This is a genomic window from Streptomyces auratus (genome assembly GCF_050433025.1).
In the GTDB taxonomy this organism is placed as follows: domain Bacteria; phylum Actinomycetota; class Actinomycetes; order Streptomycetales; family Streptomycetaceae; genus Streptomyces; species Streptomyces sioyaensis.
Map to the genome: position 1 here is coordinate 1720827 of NZ_JBNGCB010000001.1, position 12597 is coordinate 1733423.

9 protein-coding genes are annotated in these 12597 nt (G+C 71.6%); 4 read left to right on the top strand and 5 right to left on the bottom strand.

Annotated features, from left to right (window positions below; genetic code table 11):
* Positions 1-38: 38 nt before the first annotated feature.
* Together BKA18_RS07330 and BKA18_RS07335 are read left to right on the top strand one after the other, a co-directional pair.
* Complete coding sequence (locus BKA18_RS07330; protein ID WP_366047863.1) at positions 39-866, top strand: FAD binding domain-containing protein; 828 nt, start codon at positions 39-41, stop codon at positions 864-866.
* A complete protein-coding gene (locus BKA18_RS07335) occupies positions 863-3580 on the top strand; it encodes a molybdopterin-dependent oxidoreductase (protein ID WP_366047864.1) in 2718 nt (905 codons plus the stop codon). The genes BKA18_RS07330 and BKA18_RS07335 overlap by 4 nt, the downstream gene beginning before the upstream one ends.
* A 111-nt stretch (positions 3581-3691) precedes the next feature.
* Here BKA18_RS07335 and BKA18_RS07340 read toward each other — a convergent pair whose 3' ends face one another.
* From BKA18_RS07340 to asnB, 4 genes are all read right to left on the bottom strand, one after another.
* Entirely contained in the window at positions 3692-4651 is a 960-nt protein-coding gene (locus BKA18_RS07340; RefSeq protein WP_366047865.1) for a pirin family protein, read from the bottom strand.
* Between the two features lie 69 nt (positions 4652-4720).
* Positions 4721-5497, bottom strand: coding sequence for a dimethylargininase (gene ddaH, locus BKA18_RS07345; protein WP_366047866.1), 777 nt, complete (start codon positions 5495-5497; stop codon positions 4721-4723).
* Between the two features lie 35 nt (positions 5498-5532).
* Positions 5533-5922, bottom strand: a complete 390-nt coding sequence (locus BKA18_RS07350) for a GntR family transcriptional regulator (RefSeq protein WP_366047867.1) — start codon at positions 5920-5922, stop codon at positions 5533-5535.
* Between the two features lie 166 nt (positions 5923-6088).
* Positions 6089-7939: an asparagine synthase (glutamine-hydrolyzing) gene (asnB, locus tag BKA18_RS07355; RefSeq protein WP_366047868.1), complete on the bottom strand. Its 1851-nt coding sequence runs from the start codon at positions 7937-7939 to the stop codon at positions 6089-6091.
* Positions 7940-8180: 241 nt separating this feature from the next.
* On the opposite strand from asnB, the gene BKA18_RS07360 reads away from it, so the two are divergent.
* Positions 8181-9110, top strand: coding sequence for a GNAT family N-acetyltransferase (locus BKA18_RS07360; RefSeq protein ID WP_366047869.1), 930 nt, complete (start codon positions 8181-8183; stop codon positions 9108-9110).
* Between the two features lie 22 nt (positions 9111-9132).
* Here the strand turns inward: BKA18_RS07360 and BKA18_RS07365 are convergent, their stop codons facing one another.
* Entirely contained in the window at positions 9133-9864 is a 732-nt protein-coding gene (locus BKA18_RS07365) for a class I SAM-dependent methyltransferase (RefSeq protein WP_366047870.1), read from the bottom strand.
* Positions 9865-10058: 194 nt separating this feature from the next.
* Here BKA18_RS07365 and BKA18_RS07370 point away from each other — a divergent pair, with 194 nt between their 5' ends.
* On the top strand, positions 10059-12584 hold the full coding sequence (locus tag BKA18_RS07370) for a SpoIIE family protein phosphatase (RefSeq protein WP_366047871.1): 2526 nt from the start codon (positions 10059-10061) through the stop codon (positions 12582-12584).
* The last annotated feature ends 13 nt before the right edge of the window (positions 12585-12597 follow it).

Here is a 12597-nt window from a genome sequence, read left to right on the forward strand (position 1 = left end):
CCGTCGCACGATTGTCGTCGCCAGGGAGATCAGATCCCATGGACCTCAACACCATCACCGAAGTCGTCCGGCGACCGGCCGATCGGCCGGGCCTGGACTGGCGCGAAGGCGATGCCTGGCTCGCCGGCGGAACGTGGCTGTTCTCCGCGGAGCAGCCACACCTGCGCCGCCTGATCGACCTGACGGCGCTGCATTGGAATCCCCTCGTCCCGAGCGACACCGGTCTCGAAATCGGCGCCACCTGCACCATCCACGACCTGTATGCCTTTCCGGTGCCGGCGGATTGGATCGCGGGCACCCTTTTCACGACGAGCTGCGAGGCATTCCTGGCCTCGTTCAAGGTCTGGAACTCGGCGACCGTCGGCGGAAATATCTGCATGTCGTTGCCTGCCGGCCCAATGATCACGCTGACGGTCGCCCTTGAGGCGACGTACGAACTGTGGGCTCCTGACGGGTCCGTGCGTATCGTCGAGGCCCTCGACTTCGTGACCGGCAACAATCAGAACGTGCTTGCTCCCGGGGAAATTTTGCGGCGCATCGACATTCCGGCGCGCGCCCTGCGGAAACGTACCGCGCACCGCCGCTTCACACTGACCCACCTCGGCCGTTCGACGGTCTTCCTGATCGGCACTCATACTCCGGGTACGGGCGATCTGTTGCTCACCGTCACCGCCGGCACCACTCGGCCGGTGCGCTTCGCCTTCGACACCATGCCCGATGCCCGGACGCTGCAGCAGAGCATCGACGCCATCCCCGCCGATGTCTGGTTCGCAGATCCCAACGGGACCCCCGACCACCGTCGCCACCTGACGAAGCACTTCGCCGAAGAGATCCGCCGCGAACTCAAGGCTGGGGGCCCGGCATGACCTACCTCGTGAACGGTCAGCGCTTCGACGACGAACCAGACCCCGGCCAGTGTCTGCGCACGTTTCTCCGCTCACTCGGCCACTTCGGCGTCAAAAAGGGGTGCGACGCGGGCGACTGCGGCGCCTGCACGGTGTGGCTGGACGGCGATCCGGTACACAGCTGCATCACCCCTGCGTTTCGCGCGGAGGGTCATGAGGTGACGACGATCGAGGGTCTCGGATCACCCGGCAATCTGCATCCGATGCAGCGGCAGTTCCGCGACGCCCCGGGGTTTCAATGCGGTTTCTGCACCGCAGGGATGATCATGACGTCGACGACGTTCACCGAGGCCCAGAAAGAGGACCTGCCACAGGCGTTGAAAGGCAACCTCTGCCGCTGCACCGGCTATCGAGGGATCGAGGATGCCGTGAAGGGCGTCGTCGGCGTGGAGACGGCCGTGCCGGGAAAGGCCGTCGGGACGAGCGTCGGCCCGCCGGCAGCCAATGACGTGGTAACCGGTCGCGCCGAATTCACGATGGACACCGACATGCCGGGCATGCTGCACCTCAAGGTGCTGCACTCGCCCCACGCGCACGCCCGGATCCGGTCGATCGACAAGACCGCGGCACTCGCCGTTCCCGGCGTGCATCGGGTCTACACCTGGGAAGATGTGCCGCGCAGACGCTTCACCACGGCGATCCACACCGACCATCTCGTCGATCCGGACGACACCTACATCCTCGACCGCACGGTCCGCTTCGTCGGTCAACGCGTCGTGGCGGTCCTGGCCGACACGCCCAGGGCGGCAGAAGAGGGCTGCCGAAAGGTCGACGTGGAGTACGAGGTGCTGCCGGCGGTATTCGACCCCGAAGAGGCGATGACCGAGCATTCGCCGCAGCTGCACGGCTCGGACGATCCCTTCGTCCGCGATCCGGTGCGCAACATCCTGCTCGAAATCCATTCCCATATCGGCGATACCGACGCCGGGTTCGCCGAAGCCGACGTGGTCCACGAAGGCACGTACTTCTCACCGCGCGTGCAGCACGCGCATCTGGAGACCCACGGCTCGATCGCCTGGATGGAGGACGGTCGTCTGCACGTCCGCACCAGTTCGCAGTCGCCGTCGATCGCGAAGGTCAAACTCTCCTATCTGTTCGCGCTGCGGCCCGACCAGCTCCGGGTGTTCTGCAAGCGCGTGGGCGGCGGTTTCGGCGGCAAGCAGGAAGTGATCACGGAGGATCTGGCCGCGCTCGCCACCCTGGACACCGGGCGGCCGGTCTGCTTCGAATTCACCCGCGAGGAGGAGTTCACCACGGCCTCGCCACGGCATCCGATGGCGTTGACGGTGAAACTCGGGGCGAAGGCCGACGGCACGCTCACGGCGTTCCAGGTCCGCAATGTGTCGAATACGGGCGCCTACGGCAACCACGGCGGCGAAACGCTGTATGCAGGCGGCGCCGCCGTCATGCTCTACCGCTGCCCCAACAAGAAGTACGACGCATTCTCCGTCTACACGAACACCGTTCCGAGCGGGGCATTGCGCGGTTACGGGATGACGCAACCGGCGTTCGCCGTGGAATCGGCGATGGACGAACTCGCCCGCGCCCTGCACCTCGATCCGCTCGAACTGCGGCGACGCAATATCGTGCGACCGGGCGATCCGCTCGTCTCCATGGAGGTCGGCCCCGACGACGTGGTGTTCACCGAGGACGGACTCGCGAAGTGCATCGACCTGGTGGATGACGCCATGGCGCGCAGCGCCGATGAGCCCTCCCCCGGCCCGGAGTGGCTCGTCGGGGCCGGCGTCGCGAGTTCTCTGCACGAGACCGCACCGCCGACCGAACACCTCTCCGAGGCTTGGGTCACGCTCGGCGACGACCTCCTCTACGAATTGGCCGTCGGCACCGTCGAATTCGGCGAGGGTACGTCGACCGCGCACGTCCAGCTCGCAGCCAACCAGCTGGGCACGACGCCGTCACGGATTCGTCTGGTGCAATCGGACACCGACCGCACGGGATTCGACACCGGCGCCTTTGCGAGTGCGGGTCTTTTCGTGGCGGGCAACGCGGTACTCCGCGCGGCCAACGCCGTGCGCGACCGCATCCTCGAATTTGCCGCCGCTCATACGGGCGTCCATCTCGTGATGTGCTCGATGGACGACGAGGGTGTCGTCTGCGGCGACCAGCGCGTGTCGTTGGCCGAGCTCGTCGCGTCGGCGCGAGCCCGCGGGATCCGCTTCACCGCCGCCCGCAAGGCCTACGGCTCGCCCCGGAGCATCACCTCCAATGCGCAGGGGTTCCGCATCGCCGTCCATCGGGTGACGGGTGAGATCCGTATCCTTTACAGCGTCCAGGCGACCGACGCCGCCGTGATCATCAACCCCGGGCAGGTCCGGGGACAGGTGGAAGGCGGTGTCGCCCAGGGAATCGGCTTCACGCTGACCGAGAATTTCCACGTCGACGAGAACGGCGTCATGGTCAACCCGAACTTCCGCAACTACCGCATCCCCGGCTACGCCGATATTCCCCGCACCGACGTGCTCCTGGTGGACTCGACGGATTCGGTGGGGCCGCTGCGGTCGAAGGGGATCGCGGAATGCTGTATCAACCCGGTGGCCCCCGCGTTGGCGAATGCGCTGCACGACGCCACGGGCGTCCGCTACCGCGCCCTGCCCCTGACGCCGGAACGGATTTACCGCCGGATCAACGAAAGGCAGTCGGTGCCGAGGGCCTGAGGGCGTCGTCCACCGATGCTGCTCGACAGGCCGCCGGCTGCGCGCCCGTCTGGCTGCCCCGCTGACGTCGCCCGAGCCGACCCTCCGTCGATCCCTCGACGTCATCGCAGGTCAGCGCGCCCGCCCCCGAGGTTTCAGCGGAACCGGCGGCAGTGCAGGAGCCGGCAGCCGGTCACCGTCGTAGCCCGTCACCTCGCCGAAGCGGGAGCCGGACATCCAGGCCGACCGGGCCTCTTCGATGTCCTCCTGTGACCGCCCCACGAAGTTCCACCACATCACGATCTGCTCCTCGAACGGTTCGCCGCCGAGCAGCATCAGGCTGCTGTCGGCGTCGGAGCGCAGCGGCAACTCGCTGCGGCCGCAGCCGAGGTAGAGGAGGGCGCCGGGGCTCAGGCGGACGCCGTCGACCTCGCTCTCGCCGGCGATGGTCAGCGCCGCGTACTCGAAGTCGGGGTCGACGGGCAGCCGGGTGTCCGTGCCGGCGGCGAGCGTGAGGTCGGCGCCGACCAGCGGGGAGTACGTGGTGCCGGGCGAAGCGGCGCCGTCCAGTTCGCCGAGGAGGACGGTGGCGGACAGCCCGCCGCCGTCGATCACCGGCAGGTCGGTGTGGTGCTCGAAGGCGGGGGCGGTGTCGCGGTGTTCGCCGGGGAGGGCGACCCACAGCTGGGCGCCGTGCAGGAACGGGCCGTGGCCGTGCGGGGACTCCTCGGAGTGCGCGATGGCCCGGCCCGAGGTCATCAGGCCCAGTTCCCGGGGCCGTACGGTCTGCAGGCTGCCGAGGCTGTCGCGGTGCAGTACCTCGCCCTGGCGCAGCCAGCTGACGGTCTGCAGACCCATGTGCGGATGCGGCGGCACCTGCATACCGGGCGCGCCGACGATGTCGTCGGGGCCGTAGTGGTCGACGAAGCACCAGGCGCCGACCATCCGCCGGCCGAGGTTCGGCAGCAGTCTGCGGACAACGGTGCTCTCGCCGAGCGGCACCTGCTTGCCGGGCTGGACGTCGCGTACCGGGCCCGTACGGGCGGTGCCACCGCACAGGCTGGGCGCGGGTCTGAGGTCGAGGTTGCTCATGGCGTCACGATAGGCGCGGTCGGGGGTGCGGTCCGGGCAGGCGCACGAGGCGCCGCGGGGTGATGCCCCTCATGCATACAGCTCGCGCAGCCGTACCGAGAGGCAGGTCACGCAGCCCTCCAGCTTCTCGAATTCGCCGATGTCCACGAGGACCGGTTGATATCCGAGGTCGGTGAAGAGCTCCGCGCTCTTCGGGGCGCCGGCGGCCATCAGCAGCCTGCCGCCGCCGAGCAGGACGACGTGGGCGCCGGATTCCTCGGGGACGGGCAGGAAGCGGGGGAAGAGGGCGGGGTCGTCGACCAGCGGCGGGTAGCCGATGACGGTGCCGTCCGGGAGGGCGGTCACCGCGGACTTGAGGTGCAGCACGCGGCTCACCGGTACGGCGACCACGCGCGCGCCCAACGGCTCGAAGGCGGCGCGGAGTTGGCGTATCCCCTCGCCGTTGGTACGGCCGCCGCGGCCGACGTAGACGGTGTCGCCGACCTTGAGGACGTCGCCGCCGTCCAGGGTGCCGGGGGCCCGGATCTCGTTGACGGAGCAGCCGAGTGCCTCCGCCGCCGCGCGGGCGGCGGGCACCTCGGGGCGGCGGGGGCCGGCCCCGGGGCGGGCGAGGAGTGCGACGTTGCGGAACATGACCAGGGTGTCCTCGACGAAGACCGCGTCGGGGCAGTCGTCGGCGGGGGCGACCTCGCTGGTCTGCCAGCCGTGGTCGCGCAGCACCTGTACGTAGGTCTCCCACTGGCGCAGGGCGAGCGCGGGGTCGACCGGGCGCCGGTCGATATGGGTGACCAGACCCTCGGCGAGGCGGGGGCCGGGGCGGCGGACGAGCGCCTGCTGGCTGGGCATGCGGATCCTTTCGGGCGGCGGCGGGGTCCGGGCGGTCAGGCGTCGGCGTCGTAGGTGGCGCGCAGGGCGTCCTCGACGGCGGCGAGGGCGGCGCGGTGGTCCAGGCCGAGGCGCCGGGCACGGCGGGCGTAGGCCTCGGCGGCCGCGGCGGCCTCCTTGTCGGCGGCCTCGCCGGCCGCCGCGATGAAGCTGCCGTTGCGGCCGCGGGTCTCGATCACCCCGTCGGTCTCCAGGGCGCGGTAGGCCTTGGCGACGGTGTTGGCGGCCAGCCCGAGGTCCTCCGCCAGGCCGCGGACGGTGGGGAGTTTGTAGCCGACCGGCAGGCCGCCGTCCCGGGCCTGATCCGCGATCTGGGTGCGTACCTGCTCGAACGGCGCGGCGGACGCCGCCGGATCGATGGTGAGGGACAAGGTCTGCGGGGACACGGGGGCGCTCCTGTTGCTGGTGGTGGGGCGGGTGGGCGACGACGCGGCTGCCCGGGGTCGTACCGGGAGGCGTGCCGTGCGCGGACCCGCCGGTGCGCTTGTTTGTCGCATCCATTGTGCGCCAAGAGCGCCCGCCGTGCCGGGAGGTGCTGTCCCGCGGGGGTGGTCACAGGGCGAGGGTGGTGCCGGTCGTCCGGAGCCAGGCGTTCATGCCGAGGACGAGTTCGGCGCCCGGGCGGATGTCGTCCCGCGCCCCGTCGGCGGTGGCCTGCGCGGTGGCCTCGGGGTCCAGCAGCGGTCGTACGGGGGCGTCGCGGTCGGCGCACAGCGCCCTCAGCTCGGTGCGCAGCGCCTCGTTGTAGCGCGGGTCCTGGGTGCTGGGGTAGGGGCTCTTGACCCGGTCGGCCACCAGGGCGGGGAGTACGTCGCGGGTGGCGGCACGCAGCAGCGACTTCTCCCGGCCGTCGAAGGTCTTCATCGCCCAGGGGGTGTTGAAGACGTAGTCGACGAGGCGGTGGTCGCAGAACGGGACGCGGACCTCCAGGCCGACGGCCATGCTGGCCCGGTCCTTGCGGTCGAGCAGGATCTGTACGAAGCGGGTCAGATGCAGATAACTGATCTCGCGCATCCGGCGCTGATGGCCGGTGTCGCCCTCGTGGTAGGGCACTTCGGCGAGCGCCTCGCGGTAGCGGCGCTGCTCGTAGCCGGGCAGGTCGAGCTTGCCGAGCAGGCCCCTGTCCAGCAGGGCCTCGCGGGTGGCGTTGCCGCCGGCGAACCGGCCGGAGAGGCCGGCGGCTATCCAGGGGAAGGTGTCGGCCTGGACGGAAGCGGGGTCGTGGAACCAGCGGTAGCCGCCGAAGACCTCGTCCGCGGATTCGCCGGACAGGGCGACCGTGGACTGTTCGCGGACGGCCTGGAACAGCAGGTAGAGGGAGGTGTCGCCGTCGCCGAAGCCGTTGGGCAGATCGCGGGCGGCGAGCACCGCGGCGCGGTGGCCGGGGTCCATCAGGTCGGCGGTGTCCAGGACGATGTCGCGGTGGTCGGAGCGGACGTGTTCGGCCAGGGCGTGGGCGTACGGTCCGTCGGGGGTGCCGCGCAGGTCATCGGGCGTGAAGTTCTCGGTGTAGCCGGTGAAGTCGACGGCGAACGAGCGGACCGGGCCGCTGCCCGCTTCCGCCAGCGCCTTGGCGGAGAGCGCGGTGATGACGGAGGAGTCCAGGCCGCCGGAGAGCAGGGTGCACAGCGGCACATCGGCGATCAGCTGGCGGGCCACGATGTCGTCGAGGAGTTCGCGGATGTGCGCGACGGTGGTGTCCAGGCCGTCGGTGTGGTCGCGGGCCTCAAGGGCCCAGTAGCGGGTGACGGTCGTCCCGGCGCGGCCGACCCGGACGATATGGCCGGGGCGGACCTCGTGCATGCCCTTGTAGACGGCGTGGCCGGGGGTCTTGGTGAAGGTGATCAGTTCGGCGAGGCCCTCGGTGTCGACGATGGGCCGTACGGTGGGGTGGGCGAGGATCGCCTTGGGCTCGGAGCCGAACAGCACTCCGTCGGGGGTGGGGTGGTAGTAGAGCGGCTTGATGCCCATCCGGTCGCGGATCAGCAGTAATTCCTCGGTGCGCGGGTCCCAGAGCGCGAAGGCGTACATGCCGTTGAGGCGCTCGGCGCAGGCCTCGCCCCACTCGAGGTAGGCGTGCAGCACCACTTCGGTGTCGCTCTGGGTGCGGAAGGTGTGGCCCAGCCCGGTCAGTTCGGCGCGCAGTTCGCGGTAGTTGTAGACCTCGCCGCTGTAGGTGGTGACGACCAGGGTGCGGCCGTCGTGGTCCACGGTCATGGGCTGGGTGCCGCCGTCGATGTCGATGACGGCGAGCCGGCGGTGGCCGAACGCGGCATGGGTGTCGAGCCAGATACCGGCCGCGTCCGGCCCGCGGCAGGCCATGGTCGCGGTCATCGTGTCCAGCGTGGGGCGCTGGGTGGTGAGGTCGTTGTCGTAGGAGATCCATCCGGTGATTCCGCACATGAGGCGGCCCCTCCTTCGTGGCAGCGACGGGCGGCCGCGCTCCGGCGGCGGCCCGTGCCCGCACCGTACGCCCGAATAGGTGTATGGGCCACACAAACCGCGTACGGGCCGCCCGGATCGAGCCATCCGCGCGCCGCGGGGCGAAAAACGCGCCGCGGAGCGGAAAAGCGGACGTATACCGCACCCCGCCCACCGGAAAAGGAGCGGCGCCAGCGCGCACCGGCGCGTACTCTCCGCCGTCATGACGCCTACCGTGCGCGACTTCCGTCCCTCCGACGCCAAGGCCGTCGCCGAGCTGCGACGGGCCGCCCTGCCCTTCCTCCTCTCCACCCCGCAGGGCATCGCCTGGGAGGTCGCCACCGCCCCCGCGGCGCAGCGTCTGCGGCTGTTCGTCGCCGAGCTGGACGGCAGGGTCGTCGGCGCGATCCGGGCCGTCCTGCTGCACGACGCCGGCGTTCCGGGCCAGGCCGCGGCCACCCCTCAGGTCCACCCGGACCACCGCGGCCGCGGCGCGGGCCACGCCCTGCTGACCGCGGCCGAGGACCATCTCGCCGCGGCCGGCGCGACCCGGCTGTACGCCTGGGCGGTGGACGGGACCGGCGCACCGGCCTTCGCGGAACACCACGGCTACCGCCGCACCCGGCAGGCCCGCTTCCTCCGGCTCGACCTCACCGCTGCCGCACTGCCGCCGCTCCCGGCCGCCCTGCCACCCGGTGTCCGGCTGCACACCGGCGCGGACTTCGAGGCCGAGCCGCGCCGGCTGTACGAGGCGGACGCCGAAGCCGCCGCGGACGAGCCGGGCGATGTCCCCGCCGACGCCCTCGCCTACGAGGACTGGCTGCTGCGCACCTGGGAGCACCCCCATCTCGACCTGGACCTCACCTCGGTGGTGACCGTCGACGGCGAGATCGCCTCCTTCACCCTGGCGGCCACCGACGGCCGTACCCGCTACTCCTCCGCGATGACCGGCACCCGTCGCGCCTTCCGCGGCCGGGGCCTGGCCCGGCTGGCCAAGACCGCCTCCCTCCACCGTGCCCGCGACGCCGGCTACACCGAGGCGGTCACCGGCAACGACGCCGCCAACGCCCCGATGCTCGCCGTCAACCAGGCCTTCGGCTACCGGCCGTGCGCCGGGGAGTGGCGCTACGTACGCGAGCTGCGGCGGGACTGAGGCACCGCCCGCAGCCGAGGCCTCACCCGCTCGGCGACGCGAGAGGGGCATCGGCCACGGCGCCGTCCCGGCCCGGGACTTCGGCGAGCAGCACATAGCGCTCATCGGTCACCTCCTTGCCCCACAGCGCCGGATCGTCCACCAGGCTCTCCACCCGCGTCCACGCCGCCAACGGCTCCACGAGGGAGGTGAGTTCGGCGGCCGACACCCCTATGGGTTCGGCCTCGCCCCAGCGGCCCTCCACCAGCACCAGCCGGCCCCCGGGAGCGAGCAGACCGGCCCAGCGGCGCAGCGCGGCCCGGGCGTCGGGCAGCGCCCACAGGACATGACGCACCAGGACGGCATCGAACCGCCGCTCCCCCACGGGTGGTTCGGCGGCGTCACCGACCAGGAAGGCCGCCTCCCGGCCGGCGAGCTTGGCGCGCGCCCGGGCGATCATGCGCGGTGAGCGGTCGATGCCCGTGACGCGATGCCCCTGTTCGGCGGCGAGCAGGGCCAGGCTTCCCGTACCGCAGCCCAGATCGAGGACGGCGGCGGGCCCGGACGGCAGCCAGCCGCGCAGCCGGACGGCCCAGGCGGCGCGGACGGCGGGGTCCCGCAGGCCGTGGTCGGGCTCCTCGTCGAACGAGGCGGCGGCCGCTTCCCAGTAGGCGGCGGCCGCGGTCGGCAGGGGCGATTCCCCGCGGCCGGCACGGGGGTTGGCGGATCCGGCGAAGGGCCGGCGGGACGGGTCGGCAGGTGCGTCGGTGCTCATGTGCCGATGGTGGCAGCGACCACTGACAACGCCGGTCGGACGCGGTGCGCGGGCAAGCCGGGCGGGCCGGAGCGCGGCGCCGGGAAGGGCACCGGCGAGGGTGAGGGAGTACCGTGGAAAAGGCCGGTACGGTGCGGCGATGCCGTCCGCAACAGGGCGTCCGTCGCAGGTGGTACCGGCATTGGACCGGTCACATGAGCGTGCCCCAGAGCAGCGGTCTCTCCGGAGGCGGCGTCTTCGACCTCACGCGGCCGGCCGTGGTGATGGCGGATCGCGCGGGGGTGGCGCAGGGCTGGACCGAGGGGGCCGAGCGGCTGCTCGGCTATACGGTGTCCGAGGCCGTCGGCAGGCCGCTGGCGGACCTCTTCACCGGAGTGGATCCCCGGTCGGCGCAGGACACCAGGTGGCAGGCCCGGCTGGCGGCGGCGGACGGCTGGAGCGGGCTGGAGGCCGTACGGCACAAGGACGGGCACCGCCTCGACCTGGAGTTCCGCGTGCTGCCGGTGCTGGACGCCGAACAGCGCTCCGCGCGGCTGGTGCTCGCCGCCGAGATGGCACAGACGCCCTGGTCGGGAGCGAGCCGGTCGTTCCTGGAGGGGATCTTGGGCATGTCGCCGATCGGTGTGGCCATGGTGAACGCCGATCTGCGGTTCGTGTGGATGAACGACGCCCTGGAGCGGATGGGCGGGGTCCGGCGCGAGGACCGCCTCGGCAAGCGCCTGGGGGACGTACAGCCGAGCCTGGCCGTGGAGGCCATCGAGGCCGAGATGCGCCGGGTGCTGCGCACCGGCGTCCCCTCGGTCGGCTACGAATACCTGGGGCGTCCGCAGTCCGATCCGCAGCGGGAGCACGCCTACTCCACGTCGTTCTTCCGCCTGGAGGACGGTTCCGGCCAGGTGCTCGGTGTCTGCTACATGGTCCTCGACGTCACGGACAGTTACCGGTCCCGGCAGCGGATGACGCTGTTGAACCGGGCCGGGGAACGCATCGGCAGTTCGCTGGACGTCTGGCACACCGCACAGGAGCTGTCCGATGCGGCGGTGCCCGATCTCGCCGACTTCGTCACCGTCGACCTGCTCGACGCGCTGCTCAGCGGGGAGGAGCCGAGCGCCGGCCCGGTCGACGCCACGGCGCTGTTCACCATGCGCCGGGCGGGACAGCAGTCCGTACGCGAGGGCTGCCCGGAGGCGGAGGTCGCCGTCGGGGACCGGGCCTCCTACCCGCCGTCGGCGCCCGTGGTGCTGAGTCTCACCGAAGGCCACTCCACCCTGCTGCAGACGCTGGATCTCGCCGACGGCGAGTGGGCGGCCGAGGACCCGGTGCACGCCGCGCACCTGCGGGGGCTCGGCTTCCACTCGCTGATGGTGGTGCCGCTGCGGGCGCGGGGGGTCTTCCTGGGCGCGGCCGCGTTCGCCCGCTGGCAGCACACCGGACCGTTCCAGCCCGACGACCTGGTGCTCGCCGAGGAATTCGTCACCCGCGCCGCGATGGCCATCGACAACGCCCGCCGCTACACCCGGGAGCACACCGCGGCCCTCACCCTCCAGCACAGCCTGCTGCCGCGCGATCTGCCCGACCAGTGCGCGGTGGACGCGGCCTACCGCTATCTGCCGGCCGACTCGCTCAGCGGCGTCGGCGGCGACTGGTTCGACGTGATCCCGCTGTCCGGAGCCCGGGTCGCGCTGGTGGTCGGCGATGTGGTCGGCCACGGGGTGCACGCCGCGGCCACGATGGGCCGGCTGCGCGCCGCCGTCCAGGCGCTCGCCGACCTGCCGCTGTCCCCGGAAGAGGTGCTGGCGCACCTCGACGACATGGTCAACCGGGTAGCCGACGACACGAACCCCGACACCGCCGACAACGGGGTCGTCGGCGCCACCTGCCTGTACGCGGTCTACGACCCGGTCGCCTGTAGTTGCACGCTGGCCCGCGCCGGTCACCCCGCGCCGCTGCTGGTGAGCCCGGCCGGCGCCGCCGAGCTGCTGGAGCTGCCGACCGGCCCGCCGCTGGGGCTGGGCGGGATGCCCTTCGAATCCGTCGAAGTGCCCTTGCCGGAGGGGAGTTTGCTGGCTCTCTACACCAACGGGCTGCTGATGGGGAAGGCCCTCGACCTCGACGGGGGGATCGCCCGGCTGCGCACCGCCCTGGCCGATCCGCAGGCGCCGCTGGAGAGCCTCTGCGACACGGTGGTCGGCGGTCTGCCGGGCGCCCAGCCGGTCGACGATGTGGCGCTGCTGCTGGCACGTACCCGGGCCCTGCCCCATACGCAGCTGGCCACTTGGGAGATCCCCGCCGATCCGTCAGCGGTCGGCGAGGCCCGCCGGGCGGCGTCCACCCGGCTGGCGGAGTGGGACCTGGCGGACCTCGGCTTCTCCACCGAACTGATCGTCAGCGAGCTGGTCACCAATGCCATCCGGCACGCCTCCGGACCGATCGGTCTGCGGATGATCCGGGCGCGGGCGCTGATCTGCGAGGTGTCCGACGCCAGCAGCACCTCGCCGCACCTCCGCCATGCGCGGACCACCGACGAGGGCGGCCGGGGGCTGTTCCTCATCGCCCGGTACGCCCAGCGGTGGGGCACCCGCTACACCGCCCAGGGAAAGATCATCTGGGCCGAACTGTCGCTCCGCGCCGTCCCCGTGAGCGCAGCGGCCAACGAACTGAGCACACTCGCCGCCGACCTCGGCGACCCGTCCGCGTTCTCCACTGCGGACGACTACTGAGGTGGGGGACGAC

Bases quoted from the DNA above. Each gene is read 5' to 3' on its own strand.
- BKA18_RS07330 (WP_366047863.1), top strand. From the start codon at position 39: ATGGACCTCAACACCATCACCGAAGTCGTCCGGCGACCGGCCGATCGG.
- BKA18_RS07335 (WP_366047864.1), top strand. From the start codon at position 863: ATGACCTACCTCGTGAACGGTCAGCGCTTCGACGACGAACCAGACCCC.
- BKA18_RS07340 (WP_366047865.1), bottom strand. From the start codon at position 4,651: ATGAGCAACCTCGACCTCAGACCCGCGCCCAGCCTGTGCGGTGGCACC.
- ddaH (WP_366047866.1), bottom strand. From the start codon at position 5,497: ATGCCCAGCCAGCAGGCGCTCGTCCGCCGCCCCGGCCCCCGCCTCGCC.
- asnB (WP_366047868.1), bottom strand. From the start codon at position 7,939: ATGTGCGGAATCACCGGATGGATCTCCTACGACAACGACCTCACCACC.
- BKA18_RS07360 (WP_366047869.1), top strand. From the start codon at position 8,181: ATGACGCCTACCGTGCGCGACTTCCGTCCCTCCGACGCCAAGGCCGTC.
- BKA18_RS07365 (WP_366047870.1), bottom strand. From the start codon at position 9,864: ATGAGCACCGACGCACCTGCCGACCCGTCCCGCCGGCCCTTCGCCGGA.
- BKA18_RS07370 (WP_366047871.1), top strand. From the start codon at position 10,059: ATGAGCGTGCCCCAGAGCAGCGGTCTCTCCGGAGGCGGCGTCTTCGAC.